The sequence below is a fragment of the Pseudomonas japonica genome, assembly GCF_013522925.1.
Classification (GTDB): Bacteria; Pseudomonadota; Gammaproteobacteria; order Pseudomonadales; family Pseudomonadaceae; genus Aquipseudomonas; species Aquipseudomonas japonica_A.
This window is the reverse complement of sequence record NZ_JAAMQU010000008.1, coordinates 225305-244802: the sequence shown is the minus strand read 5'-3', so window position 1 is coordinate 244802 and position 19498 is coordinate 225305. Positions and strand designations below refer to the sequence as shown.

16 protein-coding genes and 3 tRNA genes are annotated in these 19498 nt (G+C 61.3%); 14 read left to right on the top strand and 5 right to left on the bottom strand.

The annotated features are described in order from the left end of the window. The first annotated feature begins 47 nt into the window (after positions 1 to 47). From G7016_RS15070 to thiO, 7 genes are read left to right on the top strand one after another with little or no spacing between them, the layout of a single operon-like run. Complete coding sequence (locus G7016_RS15070) at positions 48 to 530, top strand: GspH/FimT family pseudopilin (RefSeq protein ID WP_181115668.1); 483 nt, start codon at positions 48 to 50, stop codon at positions 528 to 530. Beyond that, positions 524 to 1000: a type IV pilus modification protein PilV gene (gene pilV, locus G7016_RS15065; protein WP_181115666.1), complete on the top strand. Its 477-nt coding sequence runs from the start codon at positions 524 to 526 to the stop codon at positions 998 to 1000. The genes G7016_RS15070 and pilV overlap by 7 nt, the downstream gene beginning before the upstream one ends. Beyond that, positions 997 to 1728, top strand: coding sequence for a PilW family protein (locus tag G7016_RS15060; protein ID WP_181115664.1), 732 nt, complete (start codon positions 997 to 999; stop codon positions 1726 to 1728). Before pilV ends, G7016_RS15060 begins: the two co-directional genes overlap by 4 nt. Continuing rightward, complete coding sequence (locus G7016_RS15055; protein ID WP_225771716.1) at positions 1725 to 2237, top strand: pilus assembly PilX family protein; 513 nt, start codon at positions 1725 to 1727, stop codon at positions 2235 to 2237. The genes G7016_RS15060 and G7016_RS15055 overlap by 4 nt, the downstream gene beginning before the upstream one ends. After that, a complete protein-coding gene (locus G7016_RS15050; protein ID WP_181115662.1) occupies positions 2218 to 5451 on the top strand; it encodes a pilus assembly protein in 3234 nt (1077 codons plus the stop codon). The genes G7016_RS15055 and G7016_RS15050 overlap by 20 nt, the downstream gene beginning before the upstream one ends. Before the next feature lie 9 nt (positions 5452 to 5460). Beyond that, positions 5461 to 5874 (top strand): type IV pilin protein, encoded by a 414-nt coding sequence (locus G7016_RS15045; protein WP_181115660.1) that lies wholly within the window; start codon positions 5461 to 5463, stop codon positions 5872 to 5874. Positions 5875 to 5889: 15 nt separating this feature from the next. Beyond that, positions 5890 to 6978 carry a glycine oxidase ThiO gene (gene thiO / locus G7016_RS15040; protein ID WP_181115658.1) on the top strand — a complete coding sequence of 363 codons (1089 nt, stop codon included), beginning with the start codon at positions 5890 to 5892 and terminating at the stop codon, positions 6976 to 6978. Between the two features lie 212 nt (positions 6979 to 7190). Here the strand turns inward: thiO and G7016_RS15035 are convergent, their stop codons facing one another. From G7016_RS15035 to G7016_RS15020, 4 genes are all read right to left on the bottom strand, one after another. Then, on the bottom strand, positions 7191 to 8531 hold the full coding sequence (locus G7016_RS15035; protein ID WP_181115656.1) for a sigma-54-dependent transcriptional regulator: 1341 nt from the start codon (positions 8529 to 8531) through the stop codon (positions 7191 to 7193). A 2-nt stretch (positions 8532 to 8533) separates the two neighbouring features. Continuing rightward, positions 8534 to 10126, bottom strand: a complete 1593-nt coding sequence (locus tag G7016_RS15030) for a two-component system sensor histidine kinase NtrB (RefSeq protein WP_375139696.1) — start codon at positions 10124 to 10126, stop codon at positions 8534 to 8536. Continuing rightward, complete coding sequence (locus tag G7016_RS15025; protein ID WP_181115654.1) at positions 10116 to 10346, bottom strand: PP0621 family protein; 231 nt, start codon at positions 10344 to 10346, stop codon at positions 10116 to 10118. Before G7016_RS15025 ends, G7016_RS15030 begins: the two co-directional genes overlap by 11 nt. A 103-nt stretch (positions 10347 to 10449) precedes the next feature. Continuing rightward, positions 10450 to 11475: an outer membrane protein assembly factor BamD gene (locus G7016_RS15020; RefSeq protein WP_181115652.1), complete on the bottom strand. Its 1026-nt coding sequence runs from the start codon at positions 11473 to 11475 to the stop codon at positions 10450 to 10452. Between the two features lie 159 nt (positions 11476 to 11634). Between G7016_RS15020 and rluD the strand changes: the two genes are divergently transcribed. The 6 genes from rluD (at position 11635) to G7016_RS14990 (ending at position 16722) form a co-directional block, all read left to right on the top strand. Further along, positions 11635 to 12597 (top strand): 23S rRNA pseudouridine(1911/1915/1917) synthase RluD, encoded by a 963-nt coding sequence (gene rluD / locus G7016_RS15015; RefSeq protein ID WP_181115650.1) that lies wholly within the window; start codon positions 11635 to 11637, stop codon positions 12595 to 12597. Beyond that, positions 12594 to 13349 carry a peptidoglycan editing factor PgeF gene (pgeF, locus tag G7016_RS15010; protein ID WP_181115648.1) on the top strand — a complete coding sequence of 252 codons (756 nt, stop codon included), beginning with the start codon at positions 12594 to 12596 and terminating at the stop codon, positions 13347 to 13349. The genes rluD and pgeF overlap by 4 nt, the downstream gene beginning before the upstream one ends. A gap of 289 nt (positions 13350 to 13638) precedes the next feature. Further along, a complete protein-coding gene (clpB, locus tag G7016_RS15005) occupies positions 13639 to 16203 on the top strand; it encodes an ATP-dependent chaperone ClpB (RefSeq protein ID WP_181115646.1) in 2565 nt (854 codons plus the stop codon). Between the two features lie 281 nt (positions 16204 to 16484). Further along, positions 16485 to 16560 (top strand) — tRNA-Asn (locus G7016_RS15000). A 4-nt stretch (positions 16561 to 16564) separates the two neighbouring features. Further along, positions 16565 to 16641 (top strand) — tRNA-Pro (locus tag G7016_RS14995). 5 nt (positions 16642 to 16646) lie between these two features. Further along, positions 16647 to 16722 (top strand) — tRNA-Lys (locus G7016_RS14990). Between the two features lie 100 nt (positions 16723 to 16822). On the opposite strand, the gene G7016_RS14985 is transcribed toward G7016_RS14990, so the two are convergent. Next, positions 16823 to 17578 (bottom strand): sulfite exporter TauE/SafE family protein, encoded by a 756-nt coding sequence (locus G7016_RS14985; protein WP_258195199.1) that lies wholly within the window; start codon positions 17576 to 17578, stop codon positions 16823 to 16825. Positions 17579 to 17705: 127 nt separating this feature from the next. On the opposite strand from G7016_RS14985, the gene G7016_RS14980 reads away from it, so the two are divergent. After that, positions 17706 to 19448, top strand: coding sequence for an AMP-binding protein (locus G7016_RS14980; protein ID WP_181115644.1), 1743 nt, complete (start codon positions 17706 to 17708; stop codon positions 19446 to 19448). Positions 19449 to 19498: the final 50 nt, after the last annotated feature.

Sequence of the window (19498 nt, the reverse complement as noted above, 5' to 3'; positions counted from 1 at the left end):
CGGCGCCGAAGCTGGTTTATAGTCGGTGCGTCGAGGGGGAGCGTCCAATGCGGCACGGTAACAAGGGATTTACGCTGGTCGAGTTGCTGATTACGGTGGCCGTCCTGATTATCGGCGTGACCATGGTGGTACCTGGCTTCACTACCCTGATCGCCCGCAACCGCAGCGAGGCTGATGCTGCGGAAATCGCTCGGGCACTGAGCTACGCACGCCTCGAAGCGATCAATCGTGGGCTGCGGGTGCGTGTGGCACCGGTCAATACAGGGATATGGACGGGTGACCTGGCCGTACAGGTCATCAGCACCTCTGTAACCGAGTTGCGCCGGTTGCCCGGGCTCGGCGGCAGCCCTACGCTCACCATTGCCGCCGGCACTGTGACTCCTGACTACATTGAGTTCAATAGCCTAGGGGCGCTTGCCGTCCCCACCGCCCAAACCTTGCTTACCTACAAGAATGGCACGATTGTGCGAACCATTCTGGTCTGCGTGAACGGGCGGGTTGTACCCAACGGAGCGGCCTCCGGATGCTGAGCAGGCAGCAGTCAGGTATTTCCCTGATCGAGGTGCTTATTGCCCTGTTGATCATGACGGTGGCACTCCTCGGCGCTGCTGCGTTGCAGATCAATGCCTTGAAATACACGGACAGCGCCGACCTGCGCACCAAAGTCAGTTTCGTTGCCTATGACATGATGGACCGAATCCGGGCTAACCCGAGTGGAAAATACGCCCTTACCAGCCTGGCGGCCGCGCCGACCGGAACCACCTCCGCTACGGTGGCCACCCAGGACCTGATGGATTTCAGGCAAAACGTGACCGACCTCGGCGGCACTAATGCCACCATCGTACTTACCGACACCGTGGTCTACACCATTACCATTACCTGGGACGATTCTCGTGCCGGCAAACAGGTAACGGCCAATGGCTCGGTGGCTGACAGTTCAACGGCCCAGACCTTCGTGCTACGCAGCCGGGTTGCCACAGGTGGAGTGACAACCCAATGACCGGCCGCAGCCAGAGTGGGCTCACCCTTATCGAGCTGATGGTCGCCTTGGTGCTTGGCTTGATCATCGTACTTGGCGTGACCCAGACGTTTATCTCCGCCAAAAATACCTACCTGACCCAAAACGCCGCCTCTGCCATGCAGGAGGACGCCCGCTACCTGCTTTCACGGATGAGCCAGGAAATCCGCATGACAGGAATGTTCGGATGTTTGAGTACAGACAGCATCACATTGCCGGCTACCAGCCCCGCCCTGTTTACTGCTGCCTTGGCGACGCCGATCAGCTGGACGGTGGACGGCACCAACGGTAACCGCCTGCAAATGGTGACCGCTGACGTGGGCACTGCTGGCACAGCCCCAACATGGACCATTCTCACTGACTGTCGAAGCGTCGCGACCGCGACCAACGGTGCGGCCGTGGTGCCCAGCGGGCAAATAGCCTTTCCGTTACGTCAGGTGACATATTCCTTCAAAGATAGCCAGATCCTCACCGGAGCTGTCGGCGCCCAGCAGCCTCTCATCAGTAATGTGAAGGACTTCCAGGTACGCTTTGGCCTGTCGGGCAGTGCCAGCGATACCACGGTCACCAGCTACGTGACAACGGTAACGGCTGCCCAGCTGGAGAGGATCCGGACCGTGCGGTTGACCCTTGTGCTGACGGACACAGCGAACCGAACCCGCGACCGTACGTATTCGGTAGTGGCTGCGCTGCGGAACCGCCTGCAATGAGCGGCGCGCGCAAGCAGGGCTCGCCGGTGGCCCCATCCCGCCGCGAACAAGGTATGGCACTGATCGTGGCCTTGGTTTTTCTTTTGCTGCTCACGCTTATTGGTCTGAGCTCCATCCAGAATTCAACCCTTCAGGAAAAAATGAGTAGCAGCGTGCAGTTCCGTAACCAGTCCTTCCAAGTGGCGGAAGCCGCTTTACGCGTTGGGGAAACGGCAGTCAGCAAGGCTACCTATGTGCTCGCCGCCTGTGGCAGCGTAGCCGCCTGCGCGCCACCTTCCGACTCCGCCACGCGAGAAACAGCAGGGCAGGGGGTGAATGCACTTTGGGTGCAGGCGGGTACCGGTGGGCTATATGCTGTGCAGCAGTTGGGGCTTGCCAAAACCGCACTGGGCTGTACCACGGCTGGCTCCGACAATGAATCTCAAACGCTTTATCGCATTACGAGTATCGGCATGGTTGGCAACGCCCGCACTGCGCTGGAGAGCATTTATGCAAAAAACTGCAACTAGGCCGCAGCCCTTCAGCTGGCGCGCCGCGCTTGCTGGCGTGCTATTAGGGCTTTATGCCTCCGTACCCGCGTATGCTGCGTTTACACCGGCAAGTGCCCCGTTGTTGAGCTCCGCCGCAGTCGCGCCGAATGTGATGCTGCTCGTAGACGACTCCGGGAGTATGAACAACATTATACGGGCGACGGCCTTCGACCAGTCTGTCACTCGTACTCAGTTGTACACCTGTACCCGAGATGATAACTGCAGCAATATCGCTGCCCAGGACATGGACAACGAAAACCTATTGCTGAGCAGCCTGTACAAGGGGGGCTGTAGCACTGGGTACTATGGTTTTTATCGATACAGTCTCGGCAGCCGTATCTGCCTCAAGTTGCCCGATCCGGTGGGTAGCGAGGGTACCCGCTATTCAACACGGTACATTGCCTATCTGATAGGTTTGTTGTCGAACTCAACCACCAGCAAAGACTATACAGACGGCAGCGTCCCCACGGACTATCGCATCAACGTCGCCCGTACCGTATCCGCCTCGCTGGTTACCGCCAACCGCGCGTTGCGCATGGGCCTGGCGACCTTCAACTCGCCAACCAACGCCGACCGTGGGCCTGGCGGATACATTGTGCGGTCCATTACAGACCTGCAGGCCACCACGAGCACCACCAGCTCCCAAGCCACGACCAACTACAACAACCTTGTAAGTTCTATCAACGCACTAGGTGCGGTAGCCAACACGCCGCTAGCGGAAAGCTACTACGAAGTCACTCGCTATTTCCGGTCAATGGCCCCGTATTACAACAGCTCACCGAGCACCTACACCAGCCCGATACAGTACCGATGCCAGAAGAATTTCGGGGTGGTCATCACTGACGGCTTGCCCACCTATGACCGTAGTTTCCCGACCAATGATCCGGCAATAACGTCTGCGAACAAACTGCCCAATTGGGATAACGTAAGCAACGACGGCGACAACCCTACCAGCGGAGATGCCGAGGGCGATTCGCTCTACCTCGATGACATCGCCAAGTTCGGGTATGACATAGACCTTCGCACCGCGACCAACACCAGTAACGGTACTGACCTTTCTGGCAAAAGCTGGGACGCCACGGATTTTCCCAAGCAAAACTTGGTGACCTATACCGTCGGATTTACTGCGGCAAACCAAATGTTGTCCGATGCGGCCACCTATGGTTATGGCAAGTACTACCAAGCCACTGACAGCGCTACCCTTACAGCGGTATTAACCCAGGCTTTGAACGATATCAGCTCACGCTCGGGCTCTGGGGGCGGTGGCACCACTGCGTCGTCTACCACCTATAACGCCAACTATTATTACCAGAGCCTCTACGACCCCACGGACTGGCGGGGCACCATCCGGGCGTTCGCCTTCGCCAGCGATGGCACCTTGAACACCACCGGCACACCGGCATGGACCACCAATACCACGATGGCTGCTGGCACCACCGGGGGCAGTTTCGAGTCGTGGAATACGGCTACCAACGCCGCCGTAACCTTGGCCTATGCCAACCTCGCCACAACCCAACAGGCATCTTTAACGACAAGCTTGTCTAGCTTGAGTACGCGGAGCAGTACGGGCGCAAGCGTGACGGGCTCCGATTTGATCGAGTGGGTCAAAGGCACCAGCAGCAAGGCGGGGCTGAAGGTTCGCAGCGTGTTACTCGGGGATATTGTCGACTCCCCCGTGGTGCTGGCCGCACCCACGGACCAGACCGCCACCGATGCAACAGGTGAGTACACCTACAGCAGCTACCTCACCACCAAGGCCGCTAACATGACAAGCAGCCTGATCGTGAACGCTAACGATGGCTTGACCAACGTGCTGAATGCTAATACGGGCGCACGGCGCTATGGCTTCTTGCCGTCCCCGGCCTTGCCAGGGTTAGTCACCGTTGCTGACCCGACGTACATCAACGGCACCACCCACAAGTTCCTGAACGACGGCCAACTGGCTGTGTTCGATGTAAAGCCCGGCAGCACCTGGAAAACCGTCGCGTTCGGCGGTATGGGGGGGGCAGGCAAGGCCTTCTATGCGATCCAGCTGTTTGATGCAACCGCCGGTAATGCGCTGAAAGCACTGTGGGAGATTCGCGCGCCTGCCGCTGCTAGTGCTACTGACAGTTGGAACGACCTTGGCTACGCCTATGCCAAGCCAGAGGTCGCGCGCTTGGCTGACGGGACTTGGGCAGCCTTTATTTCCAACGGCTACGGCAGTAACAGTGGAGTGGCTGCGCTCTATGTTGTGAATGTGGCGGACGGATCGCTAATCCGCAAGATCGTGATCAATACCAGCGAAACGGACAATGGCTTGTCGTCGGTCAAGCTCGTGGTCAATGCCAACAATGTGGTTCAGGCTGCCTATGCTGGCGACCTTAAAGGCCGGATGTGGAAGTTCGACCTGACTAGTACCAATCCGTCCAGCTGGAAGACGGCGTTTTCCGGCAACCCGCTGTTCACCGCCCCCGGCGGCGCAGCCCAGCCTATCACCGCACCACCCTTGGTGACGACCTACAGCGGCAAAGGCTACATGGTGTATTTCGGCACGGGCAAACTTCTTGAAACCAGCGACAAAACCACCACCGCCACTCAAAGCTTCTACGCAGTGCTCGATGCCACCAGCGCTTCGGGGAACCTGACCGTCAGTAACCTTCAGGCCCAATCCATCACCGGGTCGTTCAGCGCAACTGGGGGGCAGTACCTTACCGTGTCCCAGAACTCGGTCGATTACACCACGAAGAGCGGGTGGTACCTGCCATTAAGCTACAACAACACCTTGGTCGGAGAGCGCGTGATCTACCAGGCTGCTTATACACGCGGGCGAATCCTGTTCACCACTGCAGGGGTCGATACCACCGACCCCTGTGCCAGCCAAGGCTTTGGCAGGCTGGTAGAGCTCTCGGCGCTTACCGGGAATATGTTGACCTATGCTGTGATCGATACCAACGGCGACGGCGTGGTTGATAGCTCCGACGCCATCTCCGCAGGCATGATCTTCGGGGCGGGCATTCCCACGCTGAATGGCGTGGTGGAAGATGCTGCCGGAAATCCGGACACCAAAGTTGTCAACTCCTCCTCCGGATCAGTCACCACGCTCAAGGAAAAGGGACCCCGCAATCCGGCAGATGACCCTAACCCCCCTCCCGACGATGGCGACGGTACCAGCAGCCCCAACAGGCGCATCATGTGGCGACAGATACAGTAAGAGGTAAACATGAAAGGCTCATTGAAGGGTTTTACGTTGATTGAGCTGATGATTGCCGTTGCGATCATCGGCATCCTCGCGGCGATCGCTTACCCGAGCTACACCAAATATGTGCGAAAGACGCACCGGGCGGAAATCGTCCAATTGCTGACGGAATCTGCCCAGACGTTGGAACGGCATTATTCCAAGGCTGGGCAATACAGCAACACCGACAGCATCACCACCGCGAACCCTACCGGAAACGCTTGGTACAACATTGCGGTTGCCCGGGATAAAACCACGTTTACCCTTACCGCAACGCCCGTCAACAACACCATGATGGCGACTGATGTCTGCGGGTCTTTCCAGCTTACCAATACTGGCCAACGGACCAATCCCGGCGCCACGACAGGCGTTACAACCGCCTTCTGCTGGGGCCGCTAAGGTAACGCAAGCCTGATGAGCGAAGAACACATCCTGATCGTAGGCGCCGGCGTGATCGGCCTGCTCACTGCCCTGAACCTGGCCAGCGCAGGCGCGCGCGTGACCGTGCTGGACCGTCAGCAGGCGGGAAAGGAAGCGTCCTGGGCCGGGGGCGGGATAGTCTCGCCGTTGTATCCGTGGCGCTACAGCCCGGCGGTTACCGCGCTGGCCCATTGGTCTCAGGATTTTTATCCACAGCTGGGCGATCACTTGTTCGGGCGTACCGGCGTGGACCCTGAAGTTCACGTCACCGGCTTGTACTGGCTGGACCTCGACGATGAAGCGCAAGCCCTCGACTGGGCGCGGGCTCAGGCCCGGCCGCTGAGCCAAGTACCGATCGAGGAGGTTTACCGCAAGGTCTCGGTGCTCGGGCCAGGTTTCAGCCGCGGCATCCATATGGCAGATGTAGCCAATGTGCGTAACCCCAGATTGGTGAAGGCCCTGCGGGCGGCGCTGGAGGCATTGCCCAATGTCACGCTGCGGGAGCATGTGCCTGTTACCGGCTTTATCGAGGATCAGGGGCGCATTGGCGGTGTGCTCACCGATGAGGGTGAGCTGCGCGGCGATCAGGTGGTGCTTACGGCGGGCGCCTGGAGCGGAAAGCTTCTGGGTACGCTGGGGCTGGCGCTGCCCGTTCAGCCGGTAAAAGGTCAGATGATCCTGTTCAAATGCGCTGAAGATTTTCTGCCAGCCATGGTGCTCGCCCGCACGCGGTATGCGATCCCTCGGCGGGATGGGCACATTCTGGTGGGCAGTACGCTGGAGCATGCCGGGTTCGACAAAACGCCGACGGAGCAGGCGCTGGCTAGCCTCAAAGCCTCGGCAGAGGAGTTGCTGCCCGCGCTACGGGGTGCTGAAGTGGTTGGCCATTGGGCGGGGCTGCGGCCCGGATCACCCGAAGGCATTCCGTTTATTGGCCCGGTCGCCAGCCACCCTGGGCTGTGGCTCAATTGTGGGCATTACCGGAATGGATTGGTGCTGGCGCCGGCGTCCTGTCAGCTGCTGGCGGACCTGATGTTGGGCCGAGCGCCGATTGTTGACCCGGCGCCCTATGCGCCGCGATGAGCTTACCCTGTTCGCGAGCTTCGCTCACTCTCATGGAAAAACACTGTTCTGGCGGCGACAGCGGACCCTTGTGGGAAGCGGGCGCCAGCTCGCGAATGGACTTTTTTTTCGCGAGCGGGCGCCCGCTTCCCACAAGGGTGGAGGCCTCCTACATATAGCGCCGGTTTCGTCGGCCGGTGAGGAGCCAGCGAAGCTGGCGAACGGGGTCGCACCTATTCGAGCCCTAGCTTTTTTAGCCTATAGCGCATCGACCGAAACGACATGTTCAACCGCTGGGCGGCGGCAGTGCGGTTCCAGCGGGTTTCTTCCAGGGCCTGAAGGATCAGCGTGCGCTCGATGTTCTCCAGGTAATCCTCGAGGTTGTCCACCTCGGCCAGGCTGTGCTCGCCGTTTTCACGGAGGGGGGCGGGGTCTTCCAGGCGCAGGTCGGCCGCTTCGATGATGTCGTTCTCACACAGCGTATAGGCACGTTCGAGCATGTTTTCCAGCTCTCGCACGTTGCCAGGGAAGCGGTACTGACGCAGCGTGGCCTGGGCGTCCGTGGCTAGCCGGGCAGGGGGCAGGCCGCTGCTGGCGGCGAGGCGCTTGAGCACGCACTGGGCAATCAGGTCGATGTCTTCGCGCCGCTCGCGCAAAGGGGGTACCCGCAGTTCGATCACGTTAAGCCGGTAATACAGGTCCTGGCGGAAACGCCCGGCCTGTACTTCCTGGGCGAGGTCTTTATGGGTGGCGCACAGTACCCGCACGTCCACGATCACTTCGCTTTGCCCGCCTACGCTGCGAATGGCTTTTTCCTGGATAGCCCGTAGCAACTTCACCTGCATCGCCAAGGGGAGGTCGGCCACTTCATCGAGGAACAGCGTGCCGCCGTCTGCTGCCTGAAACAGCCCGGGCTTATCCTCCATGGCACCACTGAAGCTGCCCTTGCGGTGGCCGAAGAACTCGCTTTCCATCAATTCGGTGGGGATCGCGCCGCAGTTCACTGGTACGAAGGGCCGCTCGCAGCGGGGGCCTTGGTCGTGGATCTGCCGGGCGACCAGCTCTTTGCCGGTGCCGGATTCCCCGCTGATATACACCGGGGCCTGGCTGCGGGCCAGTCGCGCGATCTGCTTGCGCAGGGCCTGCATGGGAGGTGACTGGCCGAGTAACCGGTCGTCGGCCGTAGCTGCTTCGGTGGCACGGTTTACCAGGCGCAGGGCGGTTGCCACCAGCTCTCGCAAGCGGGGCAGGTCCACGGGCTTGGTGAGGAAGTCGAAGGCGCCGGCCTTCAGCGCATTGATGGCGGTGTCCACGTTGCCATAGGCGGTAATCATGGCCACCGGCAGGTTGGGGTGTCGCTGTTGCATGTACTGAACCAGCTCAAGCCCCGTGCCGTCGGGCAGGCGCATGTCGGTGAGGCACAGGTCGAAGGCTTCCTTGCTCAACCAGTCGCGGGCCTCTTTGAGGTTTCGAGCGCCACGCGTGTCCAGCTTCATGCGGCCGAGTGTGATCTCGAGCAGTTCGCGGATGTCCGGTTCGTCATCGACGATTAGAATCTTTTGCCGTGCCGTCATGTTCAGGCCTGTCTTCGAGCGTGAGCGAAGGTAATACGCATGCAACTGCCGCCCTGTGCGCCTGGCCGATAATCGAGGTGAGCGCGGTTGCCTTCGCACAGCTCCCGAGAAATATACAGACCCAAGCCGGTACCTTTTGTTTCGGTGGTGAAGAACGGCTCGAAGATGTGCTGGAGCTTTTCCGGGGCGATCCCCGGGCCGTCATCCACTACATCCAGTATCGGCAAACCGCTGGCGCGCTCTACTCCCAACTTTAGCCACACCTGCGCCTGCGTGTGATTGAGGCCGCTGTAGCGCAAGCCGTTCTGAACCAGGTTGGTGACAACCTGAGTGAGGTGGTGCGGGTCCATGCGGGTTTCGATCAAGCCTTCGGAAATGTGCGCATGCAGCCGATGATGGCTGGGCGCCGTTGCCATGAATTCGGTCACGAAGGCGCTCAACCAGGCGGAGAGGTCAAGCATCTCGGGCTCGGCCGGGCGCCGCCTTGATAGCTGCAGTACGTTTTCGATCACCAGATTCATGCGCTTGGACTGGTCCAGGATGATCTGCACCAGCCGACGATCGGGGTCGTTCAGTGCGTCTGATTCCTGCAACAGCTGGCCAGCGTGGCTGATCGCGCCCAATGGGTTGCGCACCTCATGGGCGATACCGGCGGTAAGGCGACCCAGCGCGGCGAGTTTCAGTTGCTGGGCCTGCTGGGCGATCTGTGACAAGTCCTCCAGAAATACCAAGGTTTGCTGCCCCGCGCCGCGGCTCAACGCGATAAAACTCACCTGCACGGGCGGGCCGTCGGCTTGAAGCTTGATGCTCTTCACCCGCAAGGCAGGGTTTACCCGCCATTGCAGCAGCCGCTCGATCAGGTCGGGGGCATGCACGCTGATCAACTGGCCGCTGAGCACCGGCTTGCCAAACAACGCCAGCGCGCCTTGGTTCGCCAGTTGCACCCGATGCTGGGCGTCCAGCACAAGAATGCCCGTACGCATGCGCTGCAGGATGAGCGCGTTCAGTTCTTCAAGGTTGGTCACGTCGCTGGCGCGTTGCTCGGCCAGGGTTTCGCTGGTGCGCAGCAGGTGGCTGAGACCCTGCACGATCAACGCCACGGCAAAGCACAGCACGCCCAGCGAGCCGGCCTGAACGTAATCGTTGGCGGCCGAAGGGCGGGTGAAGCTCAGGTAGAAGGTCAGGTAGATTATACCGATGGAGGCCAAGGCGGCGATCAGCAGCCCAAGGCGACCGCGCAGCAACAGGTTACTCATCGCCACCGAGGCAATCATCAGGTTGCCAATGCCACTGGCGGTGCCGCCGCCTGCATAGAACAACCCGGCCAGCAGAATCACGTCGGCCGTGGACAGGCTGAACACCTTGGCGGAGCGGTGAGCGTTGCCGAAGGTGAGTGCTACCAGCAGGTTGAACACCAGGTACAGCCAGCTGCCTATGCGAAAGAGTTGGCCATCGGCCAGCTCCAGCAAGCGGTTGTCCATGTCACTCGAGATAAGCAGCACCAGGCTGATGCCGATCACCAGCCGATACAGGTGGTACAGCCGCAGCATCCGCCGCGCCTGGGCCCTGCCGCTGGCAGAGGCCTCAGTGGTCACGCCGGGCGGGCCCTTGCTCCAGGTGGGCGCGGCTGCAATACCAGTGTGTGCCACTGGCCAGCGCTCGGTCGCTGGGCAGGTGCACGCCGCATTGAGCGCAGCGCACCATTGGCAACGTGTTGCCCGAAGCGCGTGGTGGTTGAGCCTTGGGCGCCTTGAAGGTACGCCATGCCCACACGGCGACGGCGATGATGGCGATCCAGAAGAGCAGGCGAATCATGATGGCGGGGCTTCTGCAAGAAGGAGCGCGCAGTGTAGCCAAGGGAAGCGGGGGAGAGCCAGCGCGGTCGCTCCCGTTGCAGGAGCGACCGTTACATCGCTGATCAGTCGAACAGACCGAAGGTCAGGCGGCTGAGCCACGAACGGTGCGGCGTGGGCTCGGCGTTTTCGACCGGTGGCTCGTCGGCGGTACCGCCTTCGTCCGCAGGGCGCAGTTCAGCCGGGATATTGTCCTTCGCGTCCTGGTACTGCTTGGCCAACTCCTGGTTGGCGCGGCTTTCGCTCGGCGGCGGCGGGGTGTTATCGCCCTCGATCAGGCCCAGGGTTGCCTTGGACAGCCACGAACGGTTGTCTGCCTCTTCCTTGAGCGGCGTGAACTGGCCGTCCTGCAGGCTGGGGTGGTCCGGGTAGTTGTACTTCAGGGTTTGCAGGCTGGTATCGGCGAGGTCGTCCAGGTGCAGGTGCTGGTAGCTTTCGACCATTACCGCCAGGCCATCACCCACGGCGGGGGTTTCCTGGAAGTTTTCCACCACGTACCGGCCACGGTTGGCGGCGGCCACGTAGGCCTGGCGAGTGATGTAGTAATGGGCTACGTGAATTTCGTAGGCTGCCAGCAGGTTGCGCAGGTAGATCATGCGCTGCTTGGCGTCCGGCGAGTAGCGGCTGCTCGGGTAACGGCTGGTGAGCTGGGCGAACTCGTTGTACGAATCGCGAGCGGCGCCCGGGTCACGCTTGGTCATGTCCAGCGGCAGGAAGCGAGCCACGATGCCGCGGTCCTGGTCAAAGGACGTAAGGCCCTTGAGGTAGTAGGCGTAATCGACGTTCGGGTGCTGGGGGTGCAGGCGAATGAAACGCTCGGCGGCGGACTTGGCAGCCTCGGGCTCGGCGTTCTTGTAGTTCGCGTAGATGAGCTCCAGCTGTGCCTGGTCGGCGTAGCGGCCGAACGGATAGCGGGATTCGAGCGCCTTGAGCTTGGCCGTTGCGCTGGTATAACTGTGGTTATCCAGGTCGGTCTGGGCCTGCTGGTACAGCTCGGCTTCGCTCAGGTTCTCGTCGACCACTTCCTTGTTCGACGAACAGGCGGCGGTAAGGCCGACAATGGCGATCAGCAGCAGGTGTTTCACTTGCATGGCGGCTTGCGTCCCTTAACGGCCGCTGTCTTGGGCGCGGCCGTCCTGTTATGATGAGCGCCCCGCGAACCTCCGGGGCGAAAGACGCCGTATTTAACCACAAGCGCGCAGCTGAAACCAAAGGCTGTGCGGTCGCGCTGTTTCCCTGTGTAGCCAAGCATGTCTGAGATCATCCGGCTTAGCGCCGAAGTCACCCCCGACCTGGGAGGCCAGCGCCTCGATCAGGTTGCCGCGCAACTGTTCGCGGAATTTTCCCGTTCACGCCTGTCCGCCTGGATCAAGGAAGGCCGCCTGACCGTTGACGGCGCCGTGTTGCGCCCGCGTGACGTAGTCCACGGCGGCGCTGTGCTGGCCCTCGAAGCCGAGCAGGAAGCCCAAGGCGAATGGGTCGCCCAGGACATCGAACTGGACATCGTCTATGAAGACGACCAGATCCTGGTGATCAACAAGCCTGCGGGCCTGGTGGTTCACCCGGCCGCTGGCCACGCCGATGGCACCTTGCTCAATGCCCTGTTGCACCACGTGCCGGACATCGTCAACGTGCCGCGCGCGGGTATCGTGCACCGGCTCGACAAGGACACCACCGGCCTGATGGTGGTCGCCAAAACGCTACAGGCGCAGACGCAACTGGTCGCCCAGCTGCAAAAGCGCAGCGTCAGCCGCATCTATGAATGCGTGGTGGTGGGCGTTGTTACCGCGGGCGGCAAAATCAATGCCCCTATCGGCCGTCATGGTACCCAGCGCCAGCGCATGGGTGTGATGGACAACGGCAAGCCTGCCGTCAGCCATTACCGCGTGCTGGACCGCTATCGCTCGCACACCCACGTGCGTGTGAAGCTGGAAACCGGCCGTACCCATCAAATCCGCGTGCACATGGCGCATGTGGGCTTCCCGCTGGTGGGCGACCCGACCTATGGCGGCCGCTTCCGCATCCCGCCAGCAGCCAGCGCCAGTTTGGTCGATGCGTTGAAAACCTTCCCGCGCCAGGCGCTGCATGCCCGCTTCCTCGAGCTGGACCATCCGACCACCGGTGAGCGCATGGGTTGGGAGTCGCCGTTGCCTGACGACTTCGTATGGCTCACGTCCCTGCTCAAGCAGGACCGCGAGGCCTTCGTCGGATGACCGACCTTTCCGGCAGCCTGCTTCTGCCGGACTGGCCCGCGCCAGCCAACGTGCGGGCCTGCGTCACCACTCGCGCTGGCGGGTTTAGCCAGGCCCCGTTCGATAGCCTGAACCTGGGCGACCACGTGGGTGACCACCCTGCTGCCGTAGCCGAAAACCGCCGGCGGCTGGCCGGGCTGTACGGTATTCGTCCTGCCTGGCTGCGGCAGGTGCACAGCACCGTTGTGGTAGAGGCCGACCCCGCCCGGCAGCCAGAGGCCGATGCCAGTTGGTCAGCCACACCTGGCATTGCCTGCACCGCCATGACCGCCGATTGCCTCCCCGCGCTGTTCACCAACCGCGCGGGTACACAGGTCGCTGCCGCGCACGCGGGCTGGCGCGGGCTGGCCAATGGCGTATTGGAGGCAACCGTGGCCAGTTTTGGCGTGCCGCCCGGCGATATTCTCGTATGGCTCGGCCCGGCCATCGGGCCCAGTGCGTTCGAAGTGGGCGAAGAAGTCCGCGACGCCTTCACCTCCCAACACGCAGAGGCCACCGCCGCGTTCGTGCCGGGGGCGCACCCTGGAAAGCTGATGGCCGATATCTACGCCCTGGCCCGCCTGCGCCTGGCGAGTGCGGGCGTGCAAGCCGTGTATGGCGGCGGGTTGTGTACCGTGACCGACCCGCGTTGGTTCTCTTACCGTCGTGCGGCGCGTACAGGGCGGTTTGCTTCGTTGGTGTGGTTGGCTGGCGAAGGAACTGGCGCCGCCTGACCCTCTGATACTGCTGCCGACCATCCGGGGGCCGGCCATCCGGGGGCGTCCAGAGCCGTAGGCGTAGCCGGGAAAGTTCGCAGGCTTTCGCCTACTCCCACAGAGTCCGCGCTTGCCACACATCGGTACTCACACCGTGGCAAGCCCCCCTCCTGCAGCCAGTGTTCGCCGCCTGCTGCTTGAATCTTGAACAATCGCCCCTATCTAACCGGTATCTCGGGCAGGTTGTCTCGTCATCTATGCGGAGTTGGTTATCGCTCCGGCCTGCCTTTATCAGGAAGGACTTTCCATGCGTATAGACCGTTTGACCAGTAAGTTGCAGTTGGCGCTGTCCGACTCCCAATCCTTGGCGGTGGGCCTGGACCATCCCGCCATCGAGCCTGCGCACCTGTTGCAGGCGTTGATTGACCAGCAGGGCGGCTCGATCAAACCGCTGCTGATGCAGGTAGGCTTCGATGTGGCTGGCCTGCGTAAAGAGCTCGCCAAGGAGCTGGACCGGCTGCCGAAGATCCAGAACCCCACCGGCGATGTAAACATGTCGCCGGAGATGGCGCGCCTGCTTAACCAGGCCGATCGCCTGGCGCAGCAGAAAGGTGACCAGTTCATTTCCAGCGAACTGGTGCTCCTCGCAGCGATGGACGAGAACACCAAGGTAGGCAAGGTGTTGCTCGGGCAGGGCGTGAGCAAGAAAGCCCTGGAAAACGCCATCAATAACCTGCGCGGCGGCGAAGCGGTAAATGACCCCAACGCTGAGGAATCGCGCAAGGCGCTGGAAAAATACACCGTCGACCTCACGCGCCGTGCCGAAGAAGGCAAGCTGGACCCAGTGATCGGCCGGGACGACGAAATCCGCCGCACCATCCAAGTGCTGCAGCGCCGTACCAAGAACAACCCCGTGCTTATCGGTGAGCCTGGCGTAGGTAAAACCGCCATTGCCGAAGGCCTGGCCCAGCGCATCATCAATGGCGAAGTGCCGGACGGGCTCAAGGGCAAGCGCCTGCTGTCGCTGGACATGGGGTCGCTGATCGCCGGTGCCAAATTCCGCGGGGAGTTCGAAGAGCGCCTCAAGTCCGTGCTCAATGAACTGTCCAAGCAGGAAGGGCAGGTCATCCTGTTCATTGACGAGCTGCACACCATGGTCGGCGCCGGCAAGGGCGAAGGCTCGATGGACGCCGGCAATATGCTCAAGCCGGCACTCGCCCGTGGCGAGCTGCACTGCGTAGGCGCCACCACGCTCAACGAATACCGCCAATACATCGAGAAAGACGCAGCCCTCGAGCGGCGCTTCCAGAAGGTGCTGGTAGACGAGCCAAGCGAGGAAGACACCATCGCCATCCTGCGCGGCCTCAAAGAGCGCTACGAGGTTCACCATAAGGTAGCGATCACCGATGGCGCCATCATTGCCGCAGCCAAGCTCAGCCATCGCTATATCACCGATCGCCAGCTGCCAGACAAGGCCATCGACCTCATCGACGAAGCGGCCAGCCGTATTCGTATGGAGATCGACTCCAAGCCCGAGCAGCTCGACCGCCTGGAGCGCCGCCTGATTCAGCTGAAGGTGGAATCCCAGGCGTTGAAGAAGGAAGAAGACGAGGCCGCTCGCAAGCGCCTCGAAAAACTCACCGAGGATATTGCCCGGCTGGAGCGCGAATACGCCGACCTTGAAGAAGTGTGGCTGTCTGAAAAGGCCGAGGTGCAGGGCTCTGCGCAAATCCAACAGAAGATCGAACAGTCCCGGCAAGAGCTGGAAGCGGCGCGCCGCCGTGGCGACCTGAGCCGTATGGCCGAACTGCAGTACGGGATCATCCCGGACCTGGAGCGCAGCCTGCAGATGGTCGACCAGCACGGCAAGACCGAGAACCAGCTGCTGCGCAGCAAGGTAACCGAAGAGGAGATCGCCGAGGTCGTGTCCAAGTGGACCGGCATTCCAGTGTCCAAGATGCTGGAAGGCGAGCGGGACAAGCTGCTGAAGATGGAAAGCCTGCTGCACAAGCGAGTGATCGGCCAGAACGAGGCCGTGGTTGCGGTTTCCAACGCCGTGCGCCGCTCCCGCGCGGGGCTGTCCGACCCGAACCGCCCCAGTGGCTCGTTCATGTTCCTGGGCCCGACCGGCGTGGGCAAGACGGAACTGTGCAAGGCGCTGGCCGAGTTCCTGTTCGACACCGAAGAAGCCATGGTGCGGATCGACATGTCCGAGTTCATGGAGAAGCATTCGGTCGCCCGGCTGATTGGCGCGCCTCCAGGGTATGTGGGTTACGAAGAAGGTGGCTACCTGACCGAGGCGGTGCGGCGCAAACCTTACTCGGTAGTGCTGCTGGACGAGGTAGAGAAGGCGCACCCTGATGTGTTCAACATCCTGCTGCAGGTGCTTGAGGATGGCCGGCTCACAGACAGCCACGGGCGCACTGTGGACTTCCGCAACACGGTAGTAGTGATGACCTCCAACCTGGGCTCGGCGCGCATCCAGGAGCTGGTAGGGGATCGCGAAGCGCAACGGGCGGCGGTGATGGATGCCCTCAGCTCGCACTTCCGGCCGGAATTCATCAACCGTGTGGACGAAGTGGTGATCTTCGAACCACTGGGCCGCGAGCAGATCGCCGGTATCACGCAGATCCAGCTGGGGCGCTTGCGCAGCAGGCTGGCCGAGCGCGACCTGGCGCTGGAGCTGAGCGACGAAGCCTTGGATAAGCTGATCGCGATTGGCTACGACCCGGTATACGGGGCGCGGCCGCTGAAGCGAGCAATTCAACGCTGGATCGAAAACCCGCTGGCGCAGCTGATTCTGAGCGGGGCTTTCCTGCCTGGCAGCTCGATTCACGCCAAGGTGGAAGGCGAGGAAATCGTGTTCGCGTAAGGTAAATAACGCCAGTGCGTGCAGACCCCTTGCACGCGCTGGCGATGTTATATATCATGCGCCCCGCTCCAGACGTCCTTGGGTAAGCCGGTTTTACCGGTGGCAGAAAAAAGATGGAAATCAGCATCTTACTGCTAAAACAGGGGTTGACAGGGTAAAACGAAGGTGTAGAATGGCGCGCCTCAGACAAGCGAACGTAGCGATACGCGACGCAAGTTGAGACGAAGGCCGAACCCTTCGGAAGCAACAAACGTAGTCCCAGTTGTACCGTTGTATGTAGTTCCGCGATAGCTCAGTCGGTAGAGCAAATGACTGTTAATCATTGGGTCCCTGGTTCGAGTCCAGGTCGCGGAGCCAACTTCGGGGTGTAGCGCAGTCCGGTAGCGCGCCTGCTTTGGGAGCAGGATGTCAGGAGTTCGAATCCCCTCACCCCGACCATTTTTGGGTCGTTAGCTCAGTTGGTAGAGCAGTTGGCTTTTAACCAATTGGTCGTAGGTTCGAATCCTACACGACCCACCATGTAAAGAAAGGCACCCAATAGGGTGCCTTTTTTTCGTCTGCAGATTTTCATTGCCTTATTGTAGACCCGCGTTCACACGGTGAACCCGAGCCACATCACTTAAGCCATGAAATACCGCCCCACCAACATCACCCCCGATGCCAGCACCACCAGGTTGATCACCTTCAGGAACTGTTCCCGCGACATGTTCAGGGTAATGCGGCGCCCCAGGGTAATGCCTGCGATCATCCCCGGGGCCAACAGCAGCGCCAGCCATAGCAGGCTGGTGTCCAGGTACACGCCCGCCAGCGCGAACAGCACCACGCGGGTGAGTGTGCTGAAGCCGATCAAGGTGGTTTGGGTGAGCCGCACCGAGGTCTTGTCCTGAATGCGGCCGCTCAAATAGATGATGTACACAAACCCGCCGCTGCCAAAGAGCGCGCTGAACACGCCGCCTACCAACCCGAAGGGCACCGCGGCCCGTGGTGTGAACTGATGCTGGGGCTTCACGCCGCTCAGTGAATACAGCGCATAGCCGATCGCGAACACGCCCAGGGCCAACAGCAGGATGGCAGGGTGGGCGTGCAGCAGGATCGCCGCCCCAACCAGGCTACCTATCACCATCAACGGCAGCAGCCTGCGCAGCTCCTGCCAGTTCGCCTTGCGCCCGTCGCGGCCCACGTTCACCACCGCCGCGCAGAAATCCAGCAACGCCAGCAGCGGCACGATTTTCGGAACGGGCACATACAGCGCCAGTACCGGGCTTACGATCAAGGCAGTGCCAAACCCGGCGATGCCGAAAATCACGTAGCCGCAGGTGAGCGTAATGAAAATAACCAGGTAACTGGTAAGGCCCATCCCTGTAAGGTCAAACAACGGCTCGCTCCTTGAAGTGCAGGTTTTTTACATGTCCAACCGGCCTTTTTGCCGCGCCCGGTGAAGCGCGGCCTACCTATACTCTGGCCAACCTCGATCACACAACAACAATAAGCAGGCCTTTTCCATGCACGCATCCGCATCGCTTTCGCCAGCCTTGGCGCCGGCCGCCGCCTTTATTCAGGCCCGGGACCTCTTGTTGCGCCATCGCACCGACTACGACGCCGCCATCGCCGAGTTCCAGTGGCCCGCATTGGGCCGCTTCAATTGGGCCCTGGATTACTTCGATGAGATGGCCCTGAATAACCCGGCCCCGGCGCTTCGTATCGTCGATGAACACGGCAACGATCACACCTATAGCTTCGCTCAGTTGCGTGCGCGCTCGAATCAGGTGGCCAACTACCTGCGCTCGCTGGGCGTGAAGCGTGGGGACCGCGTGTTGCTGATGCTGGGTAATGAGGTGGCGCTGTGGGAGGTGATGCTGGCGGCGGCGAAACTTGGCGCCGTGGTGGTGCCTGCCACCGCCTTGCTCGCCCGGGAGGATCTGGAAGACCGGCTGACCCGGGGGCGCATCCGCCATATTGTCGCGGCCGAGGCGCACACGGCCAAGTTCAATGGCCTTGGGGAACACTGTACCCGGATTGGAGTAGGAAGCGCGTCACCAGGCTGGCACACGTTCGAACAGGCCTATGCATTAAGCAAGGCATTCGAGCCGGATGGCCCGACCGAGGCGACAGACCCCTTGCTGCTGTATTTCACTTCCGGGACCACTTCCAAACCGAAAATGGTTTTACACAGCCATCAAAGTTACCCCGTGGGCCACCTGTCCACCATGTACTGGATCGGCTTGCAGCCAGGGGACCTGCACCTGAACATTTCCTCGCCCGGTTGGGCCAAGCATGCCTGGAGTTGCTTCTTCGCACCGTGGAACGCTGGTGCCTGTGTGTTTATCCACAACGTGGAGCGGTTCAGTGCCAAAGGCTTGCTGGCGGTATTGCAGGCTTACCCGATCACCAGCCTGTGCGCGCCTCCCACGGTGTGGCGCATGCTGATCCAGGAAGACCTGGCCACGGTGCAAGCCGGGTTATCCCTGCGCGAACTCGTAGGTGCAGGCGAGCCTTTGAACCCGGAAATTCTCGAGCAGGTGTACAACGCCTGGGGGCTGTGGTTGCGAGATGGCTTCGGGCAGTCCGAAACCACGGCAATCATCGGCAATACCCCGGGGCAGGTATTAAAGCCCGGTTCCATGGGCCGGCCGCTGCCGGGCTATCGCTTGAGCCTGCTCGATGCCGATGGCGAACTGGTTACCGAGGGCGAAGTGGCGCTGCCGCTGGAGCCTCCGCCGCTGGGCTTGATGTTGGGGTATGCCGACGCACCGGAGAAAACCGCCGAAGCGATGCGCGATGGCTACTACCGCACCGGCGATACGGCGCAGCGTGACAGCGACGGCTATGTGACCTTCGTGGGCCGTGCTGATGATGTGTTCAAGTGCTCGGATTACCGCATCAGCCCGTTCGAGCTCGAAAGCGCGCTGATCGAGCACCCTGCAGTGGTAGAAGTGGCCGTGGTGCCCAGCCCGGACCCGCTACGCCTGAATGTGCCCAAAGCCTACCTGATCATCGCCGCCGATCAGCTGGCTGACGTCAGGCTCGCCGAAGCTATCTTCGCGTTTGCCCGCGAGCAATTGGCGCCCTACAAGCGGGTGCGGCGAATCGAGTTCGTAAGCGAACTGCCCAAGACGATATCCGGAAAAATCCGCAGGGTTGAGCTGCGCCAACGCGAACAGCGCCGCCAGGCGCAGGGGCGGAGTGCGTTGGAGTTTTACGAGGAAGATTTCGCCCCGGCGCGCGTGGCCGTGCCGGGGGGGTGATCAGAAATGCTGTGGGACCGGCGGTCCCACACATCTTTCAAACGCGGCGG

What these genes read in the sequence shown, in the direction of transcription:
- G7016_RS15070 (WP_181115668.1), top strand. Translation starts at nt 48, where the DNA reads ATGCGGCACGGTAACAAGGGATTTACGCTGGTCGAGTTGCTGATTACG.
- pilV (WP_181115666.1), top strand. Translation starts at nt 524, where the DNA reads ATGCTGAGCAGGCAGCAGTCAGGTATTTCCCTGATCGAGGTGCTTATT.
- G7016_RS15060 (WP_181115664.1), top strand. Translation starts at nt 997, where the DNA reads ATGACCGGCCGCAGCCAGAGTGGGCTCACCCTTATCGAGCTGATGGTC.
- G7016_RS15055 (WP_225771716.1), top strand. Translation starts at nt 1,725, where the DNA reads ATGAGCGGCGCGCGCAAGCAGGGCTCGCCGGTGGCCCCATCCCGCCGC.
- G7016_RS15050 (WP_181115662.1), top strand. Translation starts at nt 2,218, where the DNA reads ATGCAAAAAACTGCAACTAGGCCGCAGCCCTTCAGCTGGCGCGCCGCG.
- G7016_RS15045 (WP_181115660.1), top strand. Translation starts at nt 5,461, where the DNA reads ATGAAAGGCTCATTGAAGGGTTTTACGTTGATTGAGCTGATGATTGCC.
- thiO (WP_181115658.1), top strand. Translation starts at nt 5,890, where the DNA reads ATGAGCGAAGAACACATCCTGATCGTAGGCGCCGGCGTGATCGGCCTG.
- G7016_RS15035 (WP_181115656.1), bottom strand. Translation starts at nt 8,531, where the DNA reads ATGACGGCACGGCAAAAGATTCTAATCGTCGATGACGAACCGGACATC.
- G7016_RS15025 (WP_181115654.1), bottom strand. Translation starts at nt 10,346, where the DNA reads ATGATTCGCCTGCTCTTCTGGATCGCCATCATCGCCGTCGCCGTGTGG.
- G7016_RS15020 (WP_181115652.1), bottom strand. Translation starts at nt 11,475, where the DNA reads ATGCAAGTGAAACACCTGCTGCTGATCGCCATTGTCGGCCTTACCGCC.
- rluD (WP_181115650.1), top strand. Translation starts at nt 11,635, where the DNA reads ATGTCTGAGATCATCCGGCTTAGCGCCGAAGTCACCCCCGACCTGGGA.
- pgeF (WP_181115648.1), top strand. Translation starts at nt 12,594, where the DNA reads ATGACCGACCTTTCCGGCAGCCTGCTTCTGCCGGACTGGCCCGCGCCA.
- clpB (WP_181115646.1), top strand. Translation starts at nt 13,639, where the DNA reads ATGCGTATAGACCGTTTGACCAGTAAGTTGCAGTTGGCGCTGTCCGAC.
- G7016_RS14980 (WP_181115644.1), top strand. Translation starts at nt 17,706, where the DNA reads ATGCACGCATCCGCATCGCTTTCGCCAGCCTTGGCGCCGGCCGCCGCC.